A 25,015-nucleotide genomic window follows, 5' to 3' on the forward strand; every position below is an offset into this window, starting at 1 on the left:
AGCAGAATTGTTTTTTCTTTTAATTAAATAAATTTGATCAGCTCAATAAGCAATAAACCGATCAATAAATTATCTATGAAGAAATTAATCCTGTCTTTTTTAATCTGCCTGTCTTTTTTTAACCATTTAAATGCTCAGTCACAAGCTCCAATTTCTAATTTATATACAGGAACTGTTGACGGAAAAACGCCCGTTACTATTTATATAAAAACAGAAGAAAATCAATGTACTGCTGATTTAATGTACACAGCCATGTACCGATATAATAAATCAAATAACTGGATTCAGCTTGATATTACCCAAAATACCAAAAAAGAAAATCAATTTGTACTGGTAGAACATGGTTTTAGCGGTCTTTTAATTTTGGCTAAATCAGGAAATACTTTTACAGGTTTATGGATCAGTCCCGATACTAAAAAGCAGTTGAAGGTAGATTTAAAAGAAACTCCTATGACTAAAAAAGACATTGAAAAATACGAAAAAACAATGGAAAAAGTCAACTATAACAATAATGACTGTTAGATTTTCTTTTTTACAAAATCTACAAAAATGCAATAAAATATACTTTCGGATAAAAATATTGTGATGAATGATAAATTATAGGCACATAAATTCGTAATTTTACATTTTAATCTACAACGTTTTCGAGATGAATCCAAATATTGAAACAAATCCGTTATTAGACCGATTGCCGAAACATTTAAAGCAATTTATAAAACCTCAGGATTATAGTGATTACACACCAATTAATCAGGCGGTTTGGCGATATGTGATGCGTAAAAACGTGGATTATCTGTCAAAAGTTGCCCATCATTCTTATTTGGACGGATTAAAGAAAACCGGAATTGAAATTGATTCGATTCCGAGTATGTACGGCATGAACCGAATCCTGACAGAAATTGGCTGGGCAGCCGTTGCTGTTGACGGATTTATTCCGCCAAATGCTTTTATGGAATTTCAGGCTTATAATGTTTTGGTTATTGCATCAGACATTCGCCAGTTAGAACATATAGAGTATACTCCCGCTCCGGATATCATTCACGAAGGTGCCGGCCACGCTCCTATTATTGCAAACCCGGAATATGCTGAATATTTGCGACGCTTTGGAGAAATTGGCTGTAAAGCAATATCTTCTCATAAAGATTATCAGATGTATGAGGCAATTCGTCTGCTCTCTATTTTGAAAGAAGCAGAAGATACACCACAGGAAAAAATAGAGGAAGCCGAAAAAGCGGTTGCTGATTTACAGAATAATATGGGTGAATTGTCTGAAATGGCTCAAATTAGAAACCTGCATTGGTGGACTGTTGAATACGGTTTGATCGGAACTGTTGAAAACCCAAAAATATATGGTGCCGGGTTACTTTCATCAATTGGGGAAAGTGCTTGGTGTATGACGGATAACGTAAAAAAAATCCCGTATGATATTTCGGCAGCGAACCAGAATTTTGATATTACACAATTACAGCCTCAACTATATGTAACTCCCAATTTCTCTTATTTAAGTTTGATTTTAGAGGAATTTGCCAATAAAATGGCTTTGCGTACCGGAGGACTTTCGGGAATCAAGAAATTAATTCAGTCGAATGCTTTAGGCACTATCGAATTAAGTACAGGATTACAGGTTTCCGGTGTATTTACGAATGTAATTGAAGAAGAAGGTAAACCTGTCTATATCCAGACTACCGGAAAAACAGCTTTATCATACCGTGAGAAAGAATTGGTGGGTCACGGAACTTTAACACATCCGCATGGATTCGGAAGTCCGATTGGAAAATTAAAAGGTTTCAATCTGTCTATCGAAGATATGAGCCCAAAAGATTTACAAGCTTATAGTATTGTTGAAAATGAAACTGTAAAACTGGAATTTGAAGGCAATATTATAGTGGAAGGTGAAATCATTACCGGCTCAAGAAATCTTCACGGAGAAATTATCCTGATCAGTTTTAGAAATTGTACGGTCACTCATGGGGACGAAATTTTATTTCAGCCGGAATGGGGCAATTACGATATGGCAATCGGTAAAAAAGTCGTTTCGGCATTTTCAGGCCCGGCAGATGTCAATAGTTTTGATCTGATAAGTATTGTTCCTTCCTCTAAAACAATTAAAGCCAAACATACAGAAGAACGCGATGAATTGGAAAATTTATACGCTGCCGTTCGAAATATTGGAACTAACAACGGTTCTAAAACAGAACTGAAATCAGTTTTTGAAAAAGTAAAAAATAATCATTCCAATGATTGGTTATTAAGTATTGAAATTACAGAACTTCTCAAAGATTCGGACGAAAAACAGCTTTTACAGGAAGTCTTGGTTTATCTGGACCAACTGAAAGAAAAACGTCCTGAAATTGCCCACTTGATTTCGGGTGGTTTGGATTTGATTTTTGATAGTCCTTTGCCACAAAGCCACTAAATCACAAAGTTTTTTTATTTTATGATCAAATTGCAAACCCTCTGAACCTTTGTAACTTTGAACCTAAAAACTAAAGCTTCAAATCGGCATTAAAATCTGTATCAGATTCAATTGTTTTTCCTTTATATTGTAGTTTCCAGCCCATTGAATTTGTCAGGATTAAAATCTTGGACAATTCGCTGATTAATCTGTTTTGGGCATTGGATTTAAGTGAAGATTTTTCGATTTTTTTTGCCAGGTTCGCTTTTACCGACTTATTGATTTTATTGTAATCATCACCCGTAAAAGGATTCAGTTTACTTTGTTCGACATCATAAAACTGAATATCAGGATTTATTTTAATTTCTTCTTTTGGAATATTTAAAATTGTTATCGTTTTGTTTTTTTCATCAATATCATATTTCATCTGATGCAGATCGTACGCAACAGTAACATTGGCATTTACGACAATCAGCGCTTTTTTCTCAAAAGAAATCATATCCATTAGATATTTCTGCTGATTCTTATAGGTGATCACTTCAGAAAAATGTCCTTCGGTTACAACCAGTTTTCCAACATTTAAGATTTGCTGCTGAATTAAATTGGTATTATAATCAATTGTTGAGTCGTCGTCTTTTTTGAACCCGCAGTATTTGAAAGCGAGAACAATTAATAAAACAATAACACCAATACCTATAATTCTTTTGATCAAGTTTTGCATTCGAGTAAAATATTTAGACCAATTTACTTCTTTTTTTTGAACTTTTTTGCGACGAATTTCACTAATTATACTAATTATTTCTTTTCCTTAAATAGTAATTAACAGATGAAAAATAGTAGCAAAAAACTTTTCTAAAAAGGATATCCGATCGCAATATTCAAGATCAGGTTGTCTTTTCTCCAGGAATTACTTCCAAAATCTATATCATCGATTACCCATCTTTGACCGTCCGGAAGTGCCGGGTTCCGAAGCGGAATTGCCAAATCGGTTCTTAAAACCAAGAATGACAAATCAAAACGTAAACCTACCCCGGCCCCAACCGCAAGTTGTTTCATGAAATCTTTTGATATTTCTGCTCCCGGCTTGTTCGGATCTGCGTTAAGAAGCCAGATGTTTCCGGCATCAAAAAATATGGCACCACGAACAACGCTGAAAAGTTTTGCACGGTATTCGGTATTAAATTCCAGTTTTAAATCTGCAGACTGATCCGGTATATAATTAGAATTTGTTGTTTCCGGCACATAACTTCCAGGCCCTAATGATCTTGCCCTAAAAGCACGGATACTATTAGTTCCGCCGACTACAAACTGTTTTGAGGTTGGCAAAGTACTGGAGTTTCCATAAGCAAATCCGGCACCTACAATTATCCTGCTGGCCAGTTCGCTTTCTTTACTTAATTTTAAATAATGCCTGAAATCTGTTTTGACTTTGACATACTGGCTAAAGGGTACATCAAATATTTTTATCGTATCATTTTTCTTGATATTGGCACCTGTTGCTAAGCCTGTTATGTTTCCTGCAAGATCTAATTCTCCATTAAAATAGATGGTGTTTTTTCTTCGCTTTTGCATGGTATTGGTATACGTATAACTGTACGTTGGTCCAAAAATCAATTGCTTTTCGATTACCTTTTCTAATGCCGGATCTTGTTTGATATCTTCTAAATATTCAGGAGTTACATGATTTGGACTTACATAAGTAATATCAATAACATTTAACTGATGTTCTTTTCTAATATTTTCTTTCCATAAGTAACCAAAAGTGCCATTAAAAGAATTTAAGGCATAGAGCTGCGTTCTTTTTTGATATTCATACCTTAAAGTTGCTTTGGTTCTCGGTACAAATTCGCTGTTTCCTTTTATATTAAATGGTGATATAAACCTTGGCCAGGTCAAACTGGTTTCTGCTCCGAGTTTATATATATTTTTTCCCTTATTGGCACCGCCCAATTGAAAATCGGCACCACCAAAAACAGACACAGTAAACAATTCAGCTCCTTTAAAAAAGTTTCTGTTATTCCAGTTCACGTTAATTTCGGAACCTGTATAACTCGCTGAATTGGTTTTTCCCAAGACCTCAACCCGTATAAACTTTTTTGGCAAAAGAGTTAAGTAATAATACGAGTCTAAGGTTTTTGGTATACTGTCTGAAGGTTTAAATTCATTCTTTACAAAACTAAATGTGCCGAGGTTTACAAATCGGTTTAGTGTTAAATTATGATCTTTTCTGTTGTACAAATCTCCTTTTTTGAAATAAATCGTGCGGTCAAAAATTCTGGGCTTAAAGGTATCCGCGGTATCTATAATGGTAAAATCATGATATTGTTTGATGTCTTTTTTTCTGTAAACTACGCTGTCGTTTGACAGGGAATAATTTGGGTAAACAAATATCTTATCGATTTTATAAGCTGTCAGGGCTTTTACAGGCGCTTCATCTTTTATCACTAATCTGATGTTAACTTCATGATCGCCTTTACTGCTGTCTACTTTAGCCAGGATATAATCGGGATTGAAATAAAAGTATCCTTTTTCTTTTAGTCTCGCATCAATTCTTTCTCTTTCGGCTTTTATAACATCCAAATCATAAGGCCTTCCCACTTTTAGCAAGCTTCTTCTGTGTGATTTTCCTATAATTCTGGATATAGCCAAAGAATCATCTGGAAAAGTGACGCTTTTTATGATGTATTGTTTTTTTGGAATTACAGTATATTCTGCAGTCACCCTTTGGTTTCTCACCGTAGAATCTGCACTCACACGGGTCTTAAAATACCCGCGGTTTTCTGCAAAATTTCGCAATACAGAGGCATTATAATCCAAATCTACTTTGCTGAAAAGTACCGGCTCTTCGCCCACTTTATTTCGCAGCCAATATCTAAATCCTTTTTCTTTTTTTGGTTCGCCGGCGATATTATAAATCCATAATTTAGGTCGTAGGCCAAGGATTTTTTTATTGGGCTTTGGTCTTAATAAATCTTTCATTTCTGCTTCCAGTGCTTTTCTGTCTTTCTTTTTAATGACAGAGTCTTTTACGGTAACAGAACCTCCTGTATATAATAAATCACCTTCCGGAAGATATTTGGTATTACTGCATCCAAAAACAAAAAATAAGGACAGCAATACAAAATACGTTACATATTGATTTTTTATATGATTATGTTTTTTGTTCATTTCCTTTAATTTCATTTTCGGGTTGATTTTCTTTTTTCTCTTTATCTTCCTTTTCTTTTTGCTTTCTTTTTTCTTTGCGAAGTTTTTCCTCTCTGATCAATTCTTTTTCTTCTTCTGTACGATGAAAAAGTTCTCTGAATTTATTATAGCTCATGGTAATCACAAAGGCAACTCCGGTTTCTACCACCTGGCCTTCAACGGCAACCTGATATTGATTTTTTCTATATGCTCTCACCATATAGCGGCCATCTTTTGTAAGCTGATAATCCAATGCAACGTCTCCGGCAATATTGGTACTTTCTTCATTGGCACGTTCCTGTCCTTCTACACCAAAGCTGCTTCCGACGGTAACTTTCAATCTGTCGTCCAGTAATCTTTTAGAAACTTCAACATTCAGATCGGTTCTGTTTTCCATTGTTCCTGTTGTATAATCTTCAGTAGAATCTAAATCGAAATTTAGTTCGAAACCACTGACCAGCTGACCTGCCAGATTATTTAATTGCTGCGAAAGGATTTTGCTCACACTTTGTCTGGCTAGGGATTCTGCACTCGTGCCTCCACTTTCACTTGAAAATGGATTTTCCCCAACAAATCGGCCTAATAATAAAAGTGCAAAAACCTGTTTATTTAATTCTGCAGGATCCTGTTCTAACTGTTTAAGTTTTGTCTGGGTAACTTCTACAACATTTGATGAAACGTTATAATTTCCGTCAGGTAAATCGATTCCAAACGAAATTTCCGGTTTCAGCAATTCTCCTTTCATTTTTAATAAGGTCTCAAACGGAAGTTTTTGTTTGTAGGTATTTTTTATTGCCGAACTTTCTGCAGAAAGCTGCGTTCCCAATAAATCAATTGGTGCGGCATCTACTTTATAAATCGCTGTAATGTTTACGTTTGCCATTGTCGGCTCGCCGTTCCAGGTAATAAAACTTCCTTTCTGAAGTTCAAACTTTCTTTTGATACCGTTAAAGTTAATTTGGTAAGCTCCTTCATTGAACTCATATTTTCCGGTCAGCGTTGTTTTTCCGGACTGGTCAATTCCACCTACAAGTTCGGCTTCACCCTTCAGTTGCAGATAATCTCCATTTCCTTTATCAATAATAAGATTCAGCTCGGCTTCTTTATCGATTGTGATTCCAACATTCACATCCATACCTTTCAGCTCCGATTGATTCAACTGATTTTTCATCTCAACCGTTTGTTTCAGGTACATATTATCTTCGTTCACAAATTCTACAATCCCTTCTCTGTCAGCAATTGACGGGTCTGATTGTGGTAAGACAACAGAGAATTTTGTTTCTTTATTGATTTTGATTGTACCATCAATAACAGGACTGTCCAGATCTCCTTTGACATTTAATTTGGTATCCAAAAATAAATCCCCGTAAAACAAATCATTATCTTTTGCTTTAGAATTAATGGCTCTGAAATCATTTGCCTGAACCAGCAAATCAAAATTAAAATCCGTAAAATCAGTCGACTGGATATTTCCGTCTACAAACAATTCGTTATCATTTTCGTCCAAAAGAGAAAACTTATCAAATGAAATATTGCCATTATTAAACGAGATTTTTTCTTTCTTTATCTTAAAGTAAGAATTAAGCTTGGTAACCCTGAAAGCGGCATCATTAAAATTTAATTCTCCATTAATTTGTGGTGCAGAGGTATTTCCTGTTACTTTAAAATCTCCTGATAAATAACCACTTCCTTCGGTAATATTGTCCATACTGAAACCTTGTATGCTTTTGATGTTCAGCTTATTTATTGCCACATCAAAATCAAAAGTTCCTGCATCCAGTTTATAATCTCCGGTAAGATTTAAGTCGTTGCCTTCGTCGCTTAGTTTTACATTCGCGGCAAGCGTATTACTGGTTTTATTATCTACTTTAATTTCCAGATCCCCTACTTTTTCACCTTTAAAAGCAAAATCATCGATTTTTAAGTCTGAAGTAAAAGTTGGTTTTGTCATGACATTTTCTACTACTGCATTACCATTTATAAGGCCCTGCATTAATAATTTGTCTTTTTTGACAATATTTAAAATGGTCTCAATATTAAAATTTACAAAATCGACTTGTAGCGGCGCATTATTCCCATTTCCCTGAGACTGAATTTTTAATTCATTTCCTGCATTAGCCAGATAAAATTTATTGATATATAATCTTTTATCTCCAAACTCAACCGCATTTTCCGGATCGATAGTCCATTTTTCATAATTAAGAACAAAACTTTCGGCATCGATTTTAAAAATGTTTTTAGCATTTTCGCTCGTTAAATTTCCGGCAACATAATATTGCTGTTTTTCTTTTGCATCCTGAACTTCAAGCGCATAAGTCAGAATATTATTCTGTACCTGACCTGATAAACTCGTAAACGGAATTTTTAGCGAACCACTTTCAATAGTCGCCACCGATACCCGATACTCTAACGCATTTTCTTTTGCTTCGATATTTATTTTTCCGTCGGCAATCGTATTATCCGCATACACAATTCTCGGAATTGTTCCACTAACCTGAAGTGAATCTGTTTTGTTATTATATTTTCCTGTAATCGTAAAAGGCTCTAAACCTGTTAATTTTGGCACTAATTTCAAAAGCACAGGGTCATTATCTACTTTTAGGGTAAATGCAAGTCGCTGCTCATCTGATTCATTATTAACTTTTGGGGTATGAAGGTCAATATATTTAGAAATTGTTTTTTTGATCGCTGTCGTTAAAGTCGTCAACTTATATTTTCCTGTCACTTCTGCTCTCAAAAACTGAGACGAAATTTTGATACTGTTACTATCTTTATCAGCAAAAGCCAAAACTCTGATAGAGTCTAAAACAATCGGTTCCTCTTTTTGTAAAATCTGAATATTGGAAAGGAAAACTTTTCCGTTCAGGAAATCAGGATTACTGTTTGCAATATCAGCATCAACATTTCCGCGTAATTTCATCGGACCTGCATGAAGGTTTAATTTTTCAAGATCGGCAATATCCAGGTTCAGCTTTAATTTTACAGATGGATATTTATCTTTAGTATTACCGCTGGCCGTTAGATCAAAATTAAGATTCGGATCTTTCATACCGGATTTTACTGCAAAAGATCCGTTTTCTATATTTCCTTTTAAAGCTAAATCTTTGTAGGTATATCGGTTAAAAACTGCTTTTTGTACTAAACCGTCTACTCTTGCATCTGCCGTTTTTGGATCCAGTCCTTTTCCTTTTACTTTCGCTTTAAGTGAAATTTTTCCAATTGAATCATTTTTGATTAATCTCCCCAAATCAAAATCAGTAAAAGAAACTTTTGCGTCATATACTTCTCTTTTTTTAACACGTTGGTCAAACATTCCGTCAACGGTGGCATTTCCAAAACTGCTGTTTAGTGCTAAATTGGTTTTGAAGTTTTGAACCGAACCTTTAAATTTTCCTTTCAGATTGATCTGCGAAGGCAACTGAATATTTTTCGGGATGGTTCCGGCCGGAATAAACGAATTGATGTCTTTTGATGTGCTGGAAAGATTTTTAATCGCTAAATCATAATACGATTTTTGAGCATCTGGAAGTCCTTTTATTTTCCCCGAAAGGGAAACTTTTGTCGAACCGATTCCGTTCATTTCAAATTTCTGAATATTCAGGTCTTTTACTTTTCCATTTACCCTCGCATTCACATACAAAATAGCATTTGGATTACTTTTAAACGGATTTTGATTTTGTAAAGTCGGTACAAAGAGCAAAATATCTTTAAATCCTACTTTAGACTGATTTAAATTGGCATCTATAGCAAGTTCTCCTATATTTTTTGAAAGCGACGCAATCGATGGATAACCCGCTTTTATTTGATTTTGAAGCAGTGTTTGCGGAGTTCTCAGATACAAATCATTCAGATACGCATTTTTTGGACCGTAGAAGAAATTTGTTTTGAGCGACTGGATTTGTAAACCGCTTTTATCGTTTACTGTTAAGGTTTTTATATTTCCTGAAATTGTATCATTTCCATAGTACAATTTTTCAGCTTCAAAATTGAATTTATTTAAATCAAGATGCTTATAGTCAATCCCTTTTGACACTGCTTTCGACTGCATGTCGTCAAATTTAAACGCGATATTCTCCAGATCGACCTCATTTAATTTTACTTTCCATCCGGATTGCTTTATGGAAGTCGAGTCGAGACTTGGTGCCTGAATTTGCTTGTCTTTTGCGCCCAGACGCAGATTCCCGCTAAGGTTTTTAACTTCAAAATTCTCAAACTCCAAAAGCTGTTTGTTAAGATCAACTTCGTTTACTTCCAGGTTCAAATTTCCAAGACGTATTCCGGAGTCTAATTTTGAGTCTTTATTGTCGTATAAAATATGAATTTTAGACAAAGAGATTGTACCTAATTTTAATTTGAAATCCGGGCGTTTCGAAATGGTATCCACTGTTTTTACGGAAACTTCTGCAATTTGTTCTACCACGTCCTGATTTAAAACCAGTTTTAACCCTCTCAAATCAATATTCGGAATATTAAAGTCCATTTTATCCAGATCAAATTCCTTAAACCTGGTGTCAAAATGGGTTAGATTTACCCGAATATCATTTTTAGAATAATCATCTTTAAAATTGAATTTAATATTATCCAGATTTACTTTTACAACTGAGATCTTGAAAGGCTTGCTGTCGGGATCTGCTTTTTTAGGTTCTTTTGATTCGAATGCTTTTATAATGTAATCGAAGTTAAATTCTCCTTTTTTATTTCTGGAAATATTGGCTTTTGTATTTTCTAATGATACTGAATTGATTTCCAATTCACTGCTGATAAGTTTGAACAAATCTACATCAACCACTAAACGTTTACCGGCCAACAAAGTATCTTTTTTTTGATCTTCAAAATAAAAACCTTCAAGAACTACATCTTTAGGGAATTTTATCAGGATTTTGTCTAAGGCAACTTTGGTTTTTATCTTATTATGAAGGTAGGTTATCGCCTTATCCTTGGCGAAATTCTGAATGGACGGAATCTGAATTAAAATGGTAATAAGAAGTAAAAGTGCTATTACAGAAACCACGCACCAAAGAAGTACACGTAATGTTTTTTTAAGGAAATGAGTGGTTTTTTTATTCATACGTTAGTAAAAAAACGTTTTAATAAATTATTTTTATGTAAAAAAAATACGGCTTATACAATTTACAAAAATGTAAAAAATATACCTCAATTATTTACATAATTCCAATCATTTGTTCTAAAATTTCACTTATTTATAGGTTTTTACCTACTTAAATTTTAGCTTCAAATAAGGTTTTAAAACTGAATCTGAGGAAATTTATCCTGTAACAATCTCATTTTCTGATGAAGTAGTGACAGGAATTTTTGATGTTGTTCTGATTCCGGATTAAAACTCCGATGCTGTAGTCCCTTTTGAATTTCTCCCACTTCATTCATAATTTGAGAGGCATCTTGAGAAATGAAATTTTCACTAAAGCGTTCCCAGATATAATCAACAGCAATTTGATTAGGGTGCAGCATATCTTCCTTGTAAAAACGATAATCGCGAAGTTCGTCCATGACAATTTCGTAGGAAGGAAAATATTCTGCTTTCAGGTTAAAGTTTTCTGATTTTAGATTTGAATGCAATGCTGAAAATAAATGTGATTTGCTCAATTGGTTTTCTGCAAAACCATCTTTTATATGCCGTACAGGTGAAACTGTAAAAATAAAATTTATGTCTGGGTTTATTTGTTGAAGCATATCAATTGTATTTTTTATACTTTTTTCGATTACTTCAACTGACAATAACTCTTTAGAAAATTGTTTTTGGGGGATTTTGTGACAATTGGCTACAATTGTATTTCTTTCTGTATTTCTGTATATCCAGGAAGTTCCGTATGTGATAATAATGTGTGTTGCTGCTTTTAATTTTTCAAAAGTCTCTTTAGCAATTTTGTTTAAATTTTCGAGAAATTCTTCTTTATTGGAATTGCTCAAATCAGAATGCACTTCAAAACAATGCCAGCGTTCGTTATGAAAGAAAATATCTTTTTCAGTAAATAATTCCTGTTTTATAACCCTTGTAATCAATTTCTCAATCGAAACTGGATTGAATATAATCCCGAACGGATTTGTATTGTTTTGGAATTTAAGATAATCAAATTTATCGCCCATATTTTCTGTAAAACAGGATCCTAAGGAAATGATCTTAGAATTATAATCGACAGGATTATTATTTTTTGAAATTGGGATTTGAGTTCTGAATTGCATTGTTTTGTGTTTTACACAAATTTCGTTTATTTTCTTAAACGAAAAAACTCAAATACGTATTTGTATTTGGGTTTTATAAGTTTTAAAATTTTTATTGAAATTAATAAGTGTACTCAATTATCCTGATTGCCCTTTCGGTATAATCATAAATCATTGTTTTTATGGGATAACCTTTTGCATTATATTGATATTGCATTGTATTAGCATATGGTTCAAAAGAGATATCAGGCCCATGGATAGCAGATTCTATATGTTTTTCTAAATTATTTGCACAAGAAATATTTAGTTCAGGTTCATAGTCAAAATTTGCCTGATCTAATAACAGATTAAATCCTAAAACATTTTTAAAGGCATTGTTATTTGAATCATAATCGTAGTGTGAAGTAGTTGTGATTTCGGGTCTCGATTCCCAGTTAAAAACTGATTTCAGCAGATTGCCATTAATGACAGTAAGGATTTGATTCTTGGTGTTTTTTGATTCTTTCCCGGTTTCATTGTCAAAATAATAATTCTCTTTTTCAATTATTCCGCCTTCCTTATAAATGTAAATACACTTACTTTTATTCCCATTTTCAATTTTAACAGCAGTATTTAAACTGCCATTTTTATATGTAAAGGAAATTTCAGATGATTTTATTTCTTGTCCTCTTTCTAAACTGTAATTTACAATTTTTACGATTTTATCATCTTCATAAGAATAGTTTATTCTTTCGGATTTATTAATCACACTCACGATTTTATTTCCATCGTAAACAAAATTTATTATATCATTTTCAGAGCTTCCCGGGTAAGTCACTTTTAATGTTTTTGGTAAAACCAAATCGTTACCTTCCAGCTCTTCATTAGTACAGGAGTTTAAAATAAGCAAAGAAACTATTAAACAATAAAATAAAATCTTTTTCATATTTTTTGATTTTTAAACATACAAAAAGAAGTTTTTAAATCAAGTTAAGACTCCATCATAAGACATAATTATAACAGAATAAGGCATTTATGACTGCCCATTGATTATTAGTAGTACTATTTTAAATAATTTTGCAAATTAACCAACAGGCCAAAACAATCATGAAATGTCTTAAAGTTTTATTTCTCTTTTTTATTTTATTACTATTATCGTGTGATCAGGAGAAACAGGAAAAACAAGAACAAAGCATTAATACTCATTTCACTATATGCTCATTTGACCTGATTAACAAATCAAAAAAAATGAGTGTAAAACCAGGGGCTGCAATTATTGACTGGCCAATATGGCAACCTGGCCAAACTATTAAAATTAAATTTCTTGATGGTCGTGAAACTGAGCATGAAAAGGTAAAAAAATACGTTAGTGAATGGGCAATTTATGCAAATCTTAATTTTGTATATGTACCAATAAATGAAAATGCAGATATAAGAATTGCTTTTAATCTTGGCAGACCCGGAGCATGGTCTTTTTTAGGAATGGAATCGGCTTATGGCACAGGGAATTTCCAAAATGAACCATCAATGCGTTTAGGGCCTTTAGAGTCAAATAATGAATCGTCCATACGAAGAACAGTATTGCATGAATTTGGTCATGCACTCGGATTGATTCATGAAACAAAAAATCCTTCAGCAAATATCCAGTGGGATTTACCAAAGGTTTACAAATATTATAGTCAATGGACAAAAGAAGAGGTAGATGAATATGTTATTAATAAAGGGGAATCAACAAACTATAGTGAATATGATCCTCTTTCTATTATGCATTATTATATACCCGCGTCTATTACGACAAATGGTGTTGGTGTAAATGAGATGAATGTCTTATCAGATATTGATAAAAAATCAATCAATAAATGGTATCCTTTCCCGATAAGATCATACCTAAATGCGGGTGAAAGAATTGATTTAGCGACTCTAAGAAATTCTGTTAAATCACCTAATGGCAGATATTCGTTAGAATTTAATTCCGGTTGTTTATTTATTCTTGACACTACCAATAATCAGAAACCATGGTCAATCGGAAAACCTATATATGAGAATGCTTCCTGCTTTTTTCAATCTAATGGTGAAATTATAATTACAGGAAGAAATCCAAATGTTTCTCTTTTAAGTATAATATGGAGAAACAGAATTTCTAAAGCGTATGGATCCAAACTTTATTTAAAAGATGATGGCAGCCTGGAACTTATACATAATGGGGTTATAAAATGGTCTTCGAAATCAGCAACTAATAATCAATAAGGTTATTCTCGTTTTTAGATTGCTGTTTGTCTCTAATAAAGAAAGCCAGATGTTTTTTTTACATCTGGCTTTACATAACTATAACTTTAGTAAAAAAACTGAGTTGTATCAATCATATCTCCCATTGTTCGTACACTTTCTGTTGGAAAATCATTTTGATCATAAGTATAGGTGCCAGAATAAATACGTGCACCATCAGGTTCGTCCTCATCTAGTACCGTCAATTTTGTAATATTGTTTTGAGAATAACCAAAACCTCCGATATTCAGTAAATATTTAACTCCCAGTATATTCTTATATGGGCTATTTTTTGAATCATATTCAAAGAGAGCATTTGTAGATCTTTCCAAAAACGTAATATCATATATTTCTTTGGTAACATTCCCGTTCGTATACGTCAGCTCTCCATATACAGTATTTCTTTCTTCCTGCGTGTCTATATCCACATCTTTTTGCACAATAGAAACTGTTCCGTCAGCATTGTATGTATAAATACTTTTTGTATAAAAATACATATCAATACTCTCTATTCTCTTTTTTACAAAAATAGTTTTAAGCTTATTTCCATCATATGTCAATTCAACAGAAGAGTCAAACTCCGATCCTTTGGTGATCACATATTTGGTTATTAAATCACCTGTGTAATAATACGTTATTGTTTGAGCGTATTGATCATTTTCTTTTTTAATTTGCTTTACTATTTTTCTGCCATCGTAAGTGAATTCAGAAGTAAAAGTGCTGCTGCCTTTATAGCTTTGAACGATTTTCTTTACCAGTATAACAGAAGAATCTTCCGATGAATCCTGAGGTGTATCATCACTTGAACAAGATGTTAACAATAGTGCCACGGCACCAAAAAGAGCTATAATTTTTTTCATTTTTTAGTAAATCGAACATATCATTACTGCATGATTATGATCTGTTATTTTTTTAATTCAGTATTATCAGAACATAAAAATACCAGATGCGACAAACATCTGGTATTTTTTATGCTTTTTTAATTATTTTCTAGTAGAAAAACTCTGTCGTTCCTAAACTGTCAGATCCTGTATCTACTTCTTTAGTTGGGTATCCGGCTGCATTGTAAGTAAAAGTGCTGTTTGTCCATAAATCATCTTCTGATGTATCTGTTAAAATATTAAACTTTACACCGTTACCTTCGCCATCAATAAAAGCAATTTTATCCATTCCTACTATATTTTTCTCAGGATTGTTTTTATTATCATAAGTATATTTATGCTCTTCCCAGCTAGACTCACTTATAATTTCACTAACTTCTCCATTTACAAATTTGATTGTATTAGCAGTTCCCGGCATAGTTTGAGATTCACCATCTCCTGAGTATGACTGTGCAGTAACTGTACCATCTGCATTATAGGTATATACCTCTTTATGACCCAAGTCACCATCAGTCTCTGGTTCTACTCTTATAAATATTACTAATTTTCCTTCTGCGTTATATTTATACGTATTCACCTGATCAATTGTTCCGTCAGGATACTTGTATTCTAATTTAGTAATTAGGTCACCAGTGTAAGTATAATATTGATTTACATCTCCTGAATCGTCTACAATACTAACAATTTTATTACCATTATAAGTGTAGATTGCAGTAGTCTTGTGACCGTCAGAATCAGTGGTAATCGTTTTCTTTAGTAATACAGTTTCATTTCCATTTCCATTTCCAGGCTGTTCTTGCTGTTGCTCATCTTCTTCCGGATTGTAATCATCATTGCTTGAACAAGAAGTTAATAATAGAGACAATGCTCCAAAAAGACATAAAAATTTTTTCATTGTAGGTGGTATTTATTAGTTTTCGCAGTAAATATAAGAGATTCTAATTAAAAGAATGTAATAAAATTAACATTATTTAACACTAAAATACCTCTATAACATTTTTCACTTCTAAGTTACCTGGGATTTTTTTTTAACTACCTCAAAAACAAACCTGTAAGTTTAACACTTATTGCTTTTAGCAATCATTAGAAGTTAAAAATCACCAACTTAGCTAACAAAACTATTCTTACTTTTCATATTGAACTTTATAAATACGAAATCTCCCATTAAAATTATTTACAAAAATTTAGCTTTTTAATACTCAAAATCAACATTAGTACATTGATCTATTCACTACTTTTGCATCTTTTGCATCTCTAAAATTTTACATCGCACCACACTATGAAATTACTATATTCTTATATAATCAAGCATAAAATGTTACTGTTTTTTGCTTTGATTATGGCTACTATAAACATTTGTTTCAGTTTATCAGATTCTATTATTACAGGAAAATTAATGCAGGATTGCGGGGTTGGACTTGCCAAATACAAAGGAAATGAAATAGGTTTCATTAAATCATTATCCTTTTGGCTTGGTCTTTCGCTTGGTGCTGCTATGATTTCCAGAATTACCAAAAACTTTCAGGATTATTTTACCAACGTTGTCATACAGAGAACCGGAGCCCAAATGTATACAGACGGAATCAAAAAATCCCTCGATTTACCTTATGCCGAATTTGAAGACCAACGAAGCGGTGAAACATTAAGTAAACTGACTAAAGTGCGTTCTGATTCTGAGAAATTAATCACGCTTTCGATTTCTTTGATTTTTCAGACTATTATCGGATTCGTTTTTGTGATTCTGTATGTTTCCAGAATTGATTACCGTATTTCAATCATATTTTTAATCACGGCTCCTATTATTGCTTTGGTTAGTTCTTATCTGGGTAAAAAGATCAAAATCGTTTCTAAAAAAATTGTAAATCAGACCAATGCGCTGGCCGGTTCTACAACAGAAAGTTTACGAAATATTGAACTTGTAAAAAGTCTTGGCTTAACGTATCAGGAAGAAAAACGTTTAAATCTTAATACATTTAAAATTCTTCATCTTGAACTGGAAAAAATCCGTTTCATCAGAAGTTTAAGTTTTATACAGGGAACAACTGTTCACTTTTTAAGAACCTGTGTTGTTTTTACCCTTTACTATTTCCTGTTTGGCGGAAAAATTATTGTAGGTGATTTGCTGACAATGGTATTCTTTACTTTTTTCATTTTTGGGCCTTTACAGGAACTTGGAAACTTCATTATTGCTCTTAATGAGACTAAAGTTTCGATGGAAAATTTCAGGGTTTTACTAAACGCTCCAAAAGAATTTCGTCCTAAAACACCTAAACATGTCGGAACCATTCAGTCGTTAGTTTTTTCTAATGTAAGTTTTCAGCACAAAACTGCAAAATATAAAGCTGTTGAAAACATCACTTTTGAAATTAAACAAGGTCAGACTGTTGCTTTTGTAGGCCCATCGGGATCTGGAAAGACAACTCTAGTTAAACTATTAGTTGGTTTGTATACACCTGCAGAAGGTCAGGTTTTTTATAATGATATCGATTCAACTGACATTGATTTATTGGATTTAAGAAAACAATTAGGTTTTGTTACTCAGGATGCACAATTATTCTCTGGGACAATTCGCGAGAATTTATTGTTTGTAAAACCTAATGCAACCGACGAAGATTTGTACGATGCCCTGAAAAGAGCAAGTTGTGAGAAACTCCTAAAACGTGCCGAAGATGGCTTGAATACCACAATTGGAGAAGGTGGAATTAAAGTTTCCGGTGGTGAAAAACAGCGTTTATCAATCGCAAGAGCAATTTTAAGAAATCCGAACTTATTGATTTTTGATGAAGCAACTTCTGCTTTGGATTCGATTACAGAGGAAGAAATTAATGCTACCATCAGAAATATATCCGATAAAAACAGAATTACGGTTTTAATTGCTCACAGATTGTCTACTGTCATGCATGCTGACAGAATTTTTGTTTTAGAACAAGGGAAAATCATTGAGCAGGGAAAACACGAGGATCTAATTGTTGAAAGAGGTTTGTATTATGCTATGTGGCGTCAGCAAATTGGGGAACGAAAATAGTTGCGTGTAAAGAATCTCGCAAAGACGCAGAGTGCAAAGTTTTTTTCAATAGCGTCCAGCTTTAGCTGGATGAAAATAAAATTAAATTTATTAAGGCTTTAGCCAAACTATTACGTTTGGCTAAAGCCTTTTTTTAACCCGTACTTATCCATCCAGCTAAAGCTGGACGCTATTAAATTTTAATATAGATCTTTGTGACCCCTAAAAGAACTTAATTATTTATATTAAACACAAAACCCGACAGGTTTTAAAAACCTGTCGGGTTTGCTATATGAAAAAACTTAGTTCCTTATTATTCTTAGCACCTTAGAACCTTACTTAACAAACTCAATTGCTTTAGATAAAGCTTCTTTAATTCCATCAGCATTTTTACCTTTTCCGGATGCGAAGAAAGGCTGTCCTCCTCCGTTTCCATCAATATATTTTCCTAATTCTTTAATAACAGCGTTGGCATTTAAGCTTTTGCCTGCTACTAATTCTTTAGCGATATAACAGTGAATATTTGGTTGGCCTTCTTCTACAGAAGCTAAAAACACAAACGAATCGGGTTTTGAACTTCCTAACGCCGAAGCTAAATCTTTTGTAGAAGCCATGCTTAAATCTACTTGCTGAGCAAGGAAATTTACTCCGTTTACTTCCTGAAAACCTTTCTCTAATTCCGTTTTTAATGCACCCACTTTTTCTTTAAGCAACTGCTCTACTTGTTTTTTCAGTTTAGCATTATCATCCTGAAGTGAAGCAACAGATTTTAAAATATCCTGTGGATTTTTTAGTGTTTCTTTTATCTCTGCTAATGTATTTTCCTGGCTTAGATAGAAGTTTTTCACTGCATCACCCGTGATTGCTTCAATACGACGAATTCCGGCTGCAACAGCACCTTCAGAAATTATTTTGAAATGCCAGATATCAGCTGTGTTTTTTACGTGGATACCACCGCATAATTCTTTACTGTCACCAAACTCGATCATACGTACATTATCTCCGTATTTCTCACCAAATAAAGCCATTGCTCCTTTATCCAATGCTTCCTGAATCGGAATATTTCTGTGTTCAACTAATTGCAATTGTGCTTCAATCTGAGCATTTACAGAAGCTTCAACCTGTTTAATTTCTTCATCAGAAACTTTGCTGAAATGCGAGAAGTCAAAACGCAGGTAATTCGGGTTCACCAACGAACCTTTTTGTTCTACGTGTGTTCCTAAAATACTTCTCAGAGCCAAATGCATTAAGTGAGTAGCCGAGTGATTTTTTGAAGTTGATGTTCTTAAATCAGTATTTACTTTTGCCACAAAACCTGCTTCTACATTTTCAGGAAGCTGTTTTGCAAAATGCAAAATCAAATTATTTTCTTTCTTGGTATCAATAATTTCAATTGTTTCGTTTGCAGAAACCAATGTTCCCTTATCACCTACCTGTCCTCCTCCTTCCGGATAAAAAGGTGTATTATCTAAAACGATTTGGTACAAAATACCATCTTTCTTAGAATCAACTTTTCTGATACGGGTGATTTTTACCTCGTTTTCCGTTTTATCATAACCAACAAATGTTTCCACATTCCCCGGAATCAAAACGTTCCAGTCTTCTGTAGAAACTTCAGAAGCTGCACGGGAACGAGTTTTTTGTTTTTGTAATTCTACTTCAAATTGTTCTTCATTATAGGAGAAGCCTTTTTCTTTCAGAATTAAAGCTGTCAAATCTTTTGGAAAACCAAAAGTGTCATATAATTCAAAAACCTTCGCACCGGAAACTTCTTTTCCTGTAGTTTCTGTTACCACATTTTCCAACAATTGTAATCCCTGATCCAACGTTCTTAAGAAAGAAGCCTCTTCTTCACGAATTACATTCGTAACCAATTGTTGCTGTGATTTGATTTCAGGGAAAAATTCTCCCATTTGGTTTGCCAGAACTTCTACCAGTTTGTTGATAAAAGGTTCTTTTGTATTCAAAAATGTAAATCCGTAACGAATAGCACGACGCAAAATTCTGCGAATTACATAACCAGCACCTGTGTTTGATGGCAGCTGCCCGTCTGCAATTGCAAACGCAACAGCACGAACGTGATCTACCACAACGCGAATTGCAATATTGGTTTTGTTTTGCTCTTCACTGATGTTTTTTACTTCATCAGATGTATATTTTAAACCTGTAATTTGTTCTACTTTCTCAATAAGCGGTGTAAAAACATCAGTGTCATAATTTGATGTTTTTCCTTGTAACGCCATACACAAACGCTCAAATCCCATTCCGGTATCTACGTGCTGTGCAGGAAGTTTTTCTAATGATCCGTCAGCTTTGCGGTTGAATTCCATAAATACGTTATTCCAGATTTCAACTACCTGCGGGTGATCATTGTTTACCAGGCTTTTTCCTGTAACCAAAGCTTTTTCTGATTCGGGACGTAAATCCACGTGAATTTCAGAACAAGGTCCGCATGGTCCCTGATCCCCCATTTCCCAGAAATTGTCTTTTTTATTTCCAAGGATAATTCGGTCTTCATCAATCAAAGTTTTCCAGATATCCCAGGCTTCCTGATCAAACGGAACATTATCTTCTTTGCTTCCTTCAAAAACAGAAACATAAAGATTTTCTTTTGGAATTTTATACACTTCTGTCAAAAGCTGCCAGGCCCAATTGATGGCTTCTTTTTTGAAATAATCACCAAAAGACCAGTTTCCTAACATTTCAAACATCGTATGATGATAAGTATCAAAACCTACATCTTCAAGATCGTTATGTTTTCCCGAAACACGAAGACATTTTTGCGTATCGGCTATTCTCGGACTTTTTGGCGTTCCGTTTCCTAAAAAATATTCTTTAAACTGGGCCATTCCCGAGTTATTGAACATAAGGGTTGGATCGTCTTTAAGCACGATTGGAGCAGATGGAACGATTAAGTGTCCGTTGCTTTTAAAAAAGTCTAAAAATTGTTTACGTACGTCTTGTGATTTCATGTTTTATAATGAGATAATTTGAAAATGTGCCAATGAGATAATGTGATAATCAGAAAAATATCAAACAATAATGCGTTAATTTTAAAACTGAAAATTAAAAACTTATGTTTTTCAACAATAAATTTCCTATTTTGCGCATTATATAATTATGTAATTCCCCCAAATTATCAAATTATTTTGTTCTTGTAAAAAAGCCGTCAACAATTGAAACATTTAGCAATTTTGTTCGACTAATTGATTTTACAAGCTGCAAAAATAGCGTATTTTAAAATATGGCGAAAGTAAAATATTATTACGACTCAGAAAATCTGGCGTATACGAAAATAAAAACCAAAAAGAGGATTAAAATTGGTTATGCTATGCTGTTTTTACTGGCTTCTGCTCTATTTGGCTTTTTAATTTTTGTTCTTTTAATTAATACACCTTATTTCAAAACGCCGAAAGATCGTTTGCAATCACGTGAAATTGAAAACCTGAAACTGCAATATGCCATTCTGAATAAGAAAATGGATCAGATTAATGATGTGGCAGAAGCAATGGAAGACAGGGACAATAATATTTACAGAGTATATTTTAATAAAACAGAAATTCCGGATTCTATACGTAAATCCGGTTTTCGGGACCTGAAAAGATATAAGGATCTGGAAGGGTATAATAATACGCAGCTGGTACTGAATACAACAAAACGAATTGACAAACTTTCTAAACAATTGGCAATCCAGTCAAAATCGTTAGATGAAATATTGAAACTGGCTAAAGTAAAAGGAAATCTGTTGCTAGCAATTCCTGCCATTCAGCCAGTACGAAATGAAAATTTAAAACGTGTTGCGTCAGGGTTTGGATATCGGATCGATCCTTTCACGAAAGTGCGAAAAATGCATAACGGAATGGACTTTACGGCCAATACAGGTTCTCCTGTTTATGCTACCGGCGACGGTGTTGTAGCCAGAGCAGACAATACGGCTTCAGGTTTTGGGAACCATGTAGTCATCAGGCACGGTTTTGGATATGAAAGTCTGTACGCCCATTTGAGCAAATACAATTGCAGACCCGGACAACATGTCAAACGTGGTGATGTTATTGGATATGTTGGAAGTACAGGCAGATCAGAAGGGCCTCATTGTCATTATGAAGTTCATAAGGATGGAAAAGTCGTAAATCCGCTGAACTTCTATTACGGAAATATTTCGGCGGTAGAATATGTTGCTATTTCACAAATGGCCAACCTGGAAAACCAGTCGTTAGATTAATCGTGTAAAAAGTAGTAAGTTTGAAATAAATATAGAAAAACAAAAATCATGCATATTGAGCTTTCTAAAGATAAAAGATATTTCAGCATTGGCGAAGTTGCCAGGGCTTTTAATGTCAATGCGTCTTTGATACGTTTTTGGGACAGCGAATTTGACATCCTGAAACCCAAAAAGAATGCGAAAGGCAACAGAATGTTTACACCTGATGATATTACCAATTTACAATTGATTTATCATTTAGTTAAAGAACGTGGTTTTACACTCGAAGGAGCAAAAACCCATCTAAAAGAAGGACAAAAGAAAACATTAGATAAATTCGAAATAATACGTAAATTAGAATCCATAAAAGCAGAATTAAACGAAATCAAAAACGAATTATAACATCATTTAAAAAAAAAATTAAACCAACTTAAATCAAAACAAATATGAAAAAATGGTTAATCCCTGTAGGAATTATTGTAGTACTGGTTGCTATTATAGCTTTTTGGTCAATTGGAATTAAAAACAACGGACTGAAATACAGCCAGGCTGTTAACAAAGAGTGGGGAAATGTACAAACTGCTTACCAAAGAAGAAATGACCTTATTGGAAATTTAGTGAATACAGTAAAAGGTGCTGCTGATTTTGAAAAATCTACTTTAACTGCCGTTATTGAAGCTCGTGCAAAAGCAACTTCTGTAACTATTGATCCAAGTAATGTAACTCCTGAGCAACTGGCACAATTCAACCAGGCTCAAAGTGGTGTATCTTCATCTTTGTCAAGATTATTAGTTTCAGTTGAGCAATATCCAACATTAAAAGCAAATGAAAATTTCCTTAAACTGCAAGATGAATTAGCTAGTACTGAAAACCAAATCCTGACAGCAAGAACACGTTTTAATGAATCTGTTCAGGAATATAACGGATACATTTTATCTATTCCGAACAAATGGTTCCTTGGTGAATATAAAGAAAAACCATATTTTGAAGCTTCTACAGGCGCTGATAAGCCAGTTGAAGTAAAATTCTAAAAAAGAATTTGGATTAAAAACATCATGTTGGAAATCTAAAATCTAAGATCATAACTCTAAAATTATTTCAATGTCAAAAGTAGAAGATTTTTTATCCAAAGAAGAAGAGCAGGAAATTGTTGAAGCTATTCGCCTGGCTGAAGAAAACACTTCTGGCGAAATTAGAGTACATATCGAAAAAACATCTTCTAAAGCCCATTTTGACAGGGCTTTGGAAGTTTTTCACGAATTGGGAATGGACGAAACAAGTTTACAAAACGGTGTATTATTCTACTTTGCAGTAGATGATAAAAATTTTGTTATTTGTGGAGATAAAGGCATCAACGATCTTGTTGATGACAATTTTTGGGATTCTACCAAAGATATTATGGCCACTCAATTTAGATCCGGAAATTTTAAACAAGGAATTGTCGACGGCATTTTAAGTGCAGGACAACAATTAAAAAAATATTTTCCGTGGTCGGCTGGTGACACAAACGAATTATCAAATGAAATCTCAAAAGGATAAAAAATGAAATTTTTCCCAAACAAAACATCAAATTCTAAAGGAATTTTTCAATTATCCTTTCTGTTAATCGCTTTTTTTACTTTCAATAGTATTTCTGCGCAATTTAAAATTCCGGAAAAACCAAGTTTTCAGACTTCTGTTTATGATTATGCGAATGTCTTAAGTGCAACCGAAAAATCACAACTGGAAGAAAAACTGATTCGCTATTCTGATTCTACCACTACACAAATTGTAGTGATTACAATCGAGAGTCTTGAAAACGAAAACGTTAATCAGCTTGCTACCGACTGGGGCCAGAAATGGGGAGTCGGAGGAACCAAACAAGATGACAACGGGGTTATTATTTTACTTGCCAAAAAAGAGAAAAAAATTGCTATAAATCCCGGTTATGGTTTAGAAGACCGTTTAACGGCAGGAATTGGCGGAGAGATTATCAGAAATATTATCATTCCTGAATTTAAAGCCGGAAGTTATTATAACGGCCTTGACAAAGGAACCGATGCTTTAATTGACGTTTTTAAAGGGAAATACAAAGGTGAACGCAAACAAACCAAAGGAAAAGATTTTCCTATCCTTCCATTTATTATTATTGTCGTAATTGTGTTAATTTTGCTGTCAAGAAACAAAAGAGGCGGCGGTGGCAATTCCGGAAACAGTGGCGGTGGCCCAAGTTTGCTTGATGTAATTATTTTAAGCAGTCTTGGAAGAAGCGGTGGCGGAGGCAGTTTTGGAGGTTTTGGCGGTGGATCATCAGGCGGCGGAGGTGGTTTCGGCGGCGGATTTGGCGGCGGCGGATTCTCCGGAGGTGGCTCAAGCGGAAGCTGGTAGATTTTTTTTGTTTCAGGTTTCAAGTTTCAGGTTTCAGGTTTCTGGCATACCTTTAAGATTTTTTATAATTCATAATTCAATATAGATGTTATCACATAAAGCAAAATACGCCCTTAAGGCCTTACTTTATTTAGCAGAACAGGACGAAAATCACATTTCTAAAACAATAGAAATTGCTGATGGCGCCAACATACCTAAAAAGTTTTTAGAGCAGATTTTACTGGATCTAAAACGAGGACGTTTTGTGAGCAGTAAGCAGGGAAAATTTGGCGGATATTATCTGATAAAGTCTAAAAATGACATTACTTTAGCCGAAATTCATCGTTTATTTGACGGTGCAATTGCGCTTTTACCTTGTGCTTCGTTAAACTTTTACGAGCCCTGTTCTGATTGCAAAACCGAGTCTGAATGCAGTCTGCGTCACGGTTTGATGCTAATCAGAGACAAAACTTTGAAGGCCATGGAAGGCATCACTATAGCTTCATTAGTGAATAAATAAAAAAATATTTTCTAATTCCTAGTAAATCGATAGAATTAATATTTATATTTGCACAAAA

General features: G+C 33.8%; 18 protein-coding genes. 10 read left to right on the plus strand and 8 right to left on the minus strand.

Annotated elements, in window-relative coordinates; genetic code table 11:
* Nucleotides 1-75: 75 nt before the first annotated feature.
* Both DCO46_RS05115 and DCO46_RS05120 read left to right on the plus strand, forming a co-directional pair.
* Complete coding sequence (locus tag DCO46_RS05115; RefSeq protein ID WP_116751515.1) at nucleotides 76-522, plus strand: hypothetical protein; 447 nt, start codon at nucleotides 76-78, stop codon at nucleotides 520-522.
* 127 nt (nucleotides 523-649) lie between these two features.
* Nucleotides 650-2,416: an aromatic amino acid hydroxylase gene (locus tag DCO46_RS05120; protein ID WP_116751490.1), complete on the plus strand. Its 1,767-nt coding sequence runs from the start codon at nucleotides 650-652 to the stop codon at nucleotides 2,414-2,416.
* A gap of 70 nt (nucleotides 2,417-2,486) precedes the next feature.
* Here the strand turns inward: DCO46_RS05120 and DCO46_RS05125 are convergent, their stop codons facing one another.
* The 5 genes from DCO46_RS05125 to DCO46_RS05145 all read right to left on the minus strand — a co-directional run bounded on the left by DCO46_RS05125 (nucleotide 2,487) and on the right by DCO46_RS05145 (nucleotide 12,686).
* Nucleotides 2,487-3,116, minus strand: coding sequence for a DUF4230 domain-containing protein (locus DCO46_RS05125; RefSeq protein WP_116751491.1), 630 nt, complete (start codon nucleotides 3,114-3,116; stop codon nucleotides 2,487-2,489).
* A 131-nt stretch (nucleotides 3,117-3,247) separates the two neighbouring features.
* Nucleotides 3,248-5,563: a BamA/TamA family outer membrane protein gene (locus DCO46_RS05130; RefSeq protein WP_116751516.1), complete on the minus strand. Its 2,316-nt coding sequence runs from the start codon at nucleotides 5,561-5,563 to the stop codon at nucleotides 3,248-3,250.
* Nucleotides 5,547-10,649 carry a translocation/assembly module TamB gene (locus DCO46_RS05135; protein WP_116751492.1) on the minus strand — a complete coding sequence of 1,701 codons (5,103 nt, stop codon included), beginning with the start codon at nucleotides 10,647-10,649 and terminating at the stop codon, nucleotides 5,547-5,549. Before DCO46_RS05135 ends, DCO46_RS05130 begins: the two co-directional genes overlap by 17 nt.
* 176 nt (nucleotides 10,650-10,825) lie before the next feature.
* Nucleotides 10,826-11,782: a GSCFA domain-containing protein gene (locus DCO46_RS05140; RefSeq protein ID WP_116751493.1), complete on the minus strand. Its 957-nt coding sequence runs from the start codon at nucleotides 11,780-11,782 to the stop codon at nucleotides 10,826-10,828.
* Nucleotides 11,783-11,882: 100 nt separating this feature from the next.
* Nucleotides 11,883-12,686, minus strand: a complete 804-nt coding sequence (locus DCO46_RS05145; protein WP_116751494.1) for a hypothetical protein — start codon at nucleotides 12,684-12,686, stop codon at nucleotides 11,883-11,885.
* Nucleotides 12,687-12,988: 302 nt separating this feature from the next.
* Here DCO46_RS05145 and DCO46_RS05150 point away from each other — a divergent pair, with 302 nt between their 5' ends.
* Nucleotides 12,989-13,987: a matrixin family metalloprotease gene (locus DCO46_RS05150; protein ID WP_165828836.1), complete on the plus strand. Its 999-nt coding sequence runs from the start codon at nucleotides 12,989-12,991 to the stop codon at nucleotides 13,985-13,987.
* 86 nt (nucleotides 13,988-14,073) lie between these two features.
* Here the strand turns inward: DCO46_RS05150 and DCO46_RS05155 are convergent, their stop codons facing one another.
* Nucleotides 14,074-14,865 carry a hypothetical protein gene (locus DCO46_RS05155; protein ID WP_116751496.1) on the minus strand — a complete coding sequence of 264 codons (792 nt, stop codon included), beginning with the start codon at nucleotides 14,863-14,865 and terminating at the stop codon, nucleotides 14,074-14,076.
* Between the two features lie 130 nt (nucleotides 14,866-14,995).
* Complete coding sequence (locus DCO46_RS05160) at nucleotides 14,996-15,781, minus strand: hypothetical protein (protein WP_116751497.1); 786 nt, start codon at nucleotides 15,779-15,781, stop codon at nucleotides 14,996-14,998.
* Between the two features lie 384 nt (nucleotides 15,782-16,165).
* Here DCO46_RS05160 and DCO46_RS05165 point away from each other — a divergent pair, with 384 nt between their 5' ends.
* A complete protein-coding gene (locus tag DCO46_RS05165) occupies nucleotides 16,166-17,911 on the plus strand; it encodes an ABC transporter ATP-binding protein (protein ID WP_116751498.1) in 1,746 nt (581 codons plus the stop codon).
* Between the two features lie 314 nt (nucleotides 17,912-18,225).
* On the opposite strand, the gene alaS is transcribed toward DCO46_RS05165, so the two are convergent.
* Complete coding sequence (gene alaS, locus DCO46_RS05170) at nucleotides 18,226-20,862, minus strand: alanine--tRNA ligase (RefSeq protein WP_116751499.1); 2,637 nt, start codon at nucleotides 20,860-20,862, stop codon at nucleotides 18,226-18,228.
* A 272-nt stretch (nucleotides 20,863-21,134) separates the two neighbouring features.
* Here alaS and DCO46_RS05175 point away from each other — a divergent pair, with 272 nt between their 5' ends.
* The 6 genes from DCO46_RS05175 to DCO46_RS05200 all read left to right on the plus strand — a co-directional run bounded on the left by DCO46_RS05175 (nucleotide 21,135) and on the right by DCO46_RS05200 (nucleotide 24,957).
* Nucleotides 21,135-22,112 (plus strand): M23 family metallopeptidase, encoded by a 978-nt coding sequence (locus DCO46_RS05175; protein WP_116751500.1) that lies wholly within the window; start codon nucleotides 21,135-21,137, stop codon nucleotides 22,110-22,112.
* Nucleotides 22,113-22,160: 48 nt separating this feature from the next.
* Nucleotides 22,161-22,493, plus strand: a complete 333-nt coding sequence (locus DCO46_RS05180) for a MerR family transcriptional regulator (protein WP_116751501.1) — start codon at nucleotides 22,161-22,163, stop codon at nucleotides 22,491-22,493.
* Between the two features lie 44 nt (nucleotides 22,494-22,537).
* Nucleotides 22,538-23,122 carry a LemA family protein gene (locus DCO46_RS05185; RefSeq protein ID WP_116751502.1) on the plus strand — a complete coding sequence of 195 codons (585 nt, stop codon included), beginning with the start codon at nucleotides 22,538-22,540 and terminating at the stop codon, nucleotides 23,120-23,122.
* Nucleotides 23,123-23,192: 70 nt separating this feature from the next.
* A complete protein-coding gene (locus DCO46_RS05190) occupies nucleotides 23,193-23,630 on the plus strand; it encodes a TPM domain-containing protein (protein ID WP_116751503.1) in 438 nt (145 codons plus the stop codon).
* 3 nt (nucleotides 23,631-23,633) lie between these two features.
* Nucleotides 23,634-24,458 carry a TPM domain-containing protein gene (locus DCO46_RS05195; RefSeq protein WP_116751504.1) on the plus strand — a complete coding sequence of 275 codons (825 nt, stop codon included), beginning with the start codon at nucleotides 23,634-23,636 and terminating at the stop codon, nucleotides 24,456-24,458.
* 85 nt (nucleotides 24,459-24,543) lie between these two features.
* Nucleotides 24,544-24,957 (plus strand): RrF2 family transcriptional regulator, encoded by a 414-nt coding sequence (locus DCO46_RS05200; protein WP_116751505.1) that lies wholly within the window; start codon nucleotides 24,544-24,546, stop codon nucleotides 24,955-24,957.
* The last annotated feature ends 58 nt before the right edge of the window (nucleotides 24,958-25,015 follow it).

Origin of the sequence: Flavobacterium sp. HTF (assembly GCF_003105115.1) — a bacterium.
Taxonomy (GTDB): Bacteria; Bacteroidota; Bacteroidia; order Flavobacteriales; family Flavobacteriaceae; genus Flavobacterium.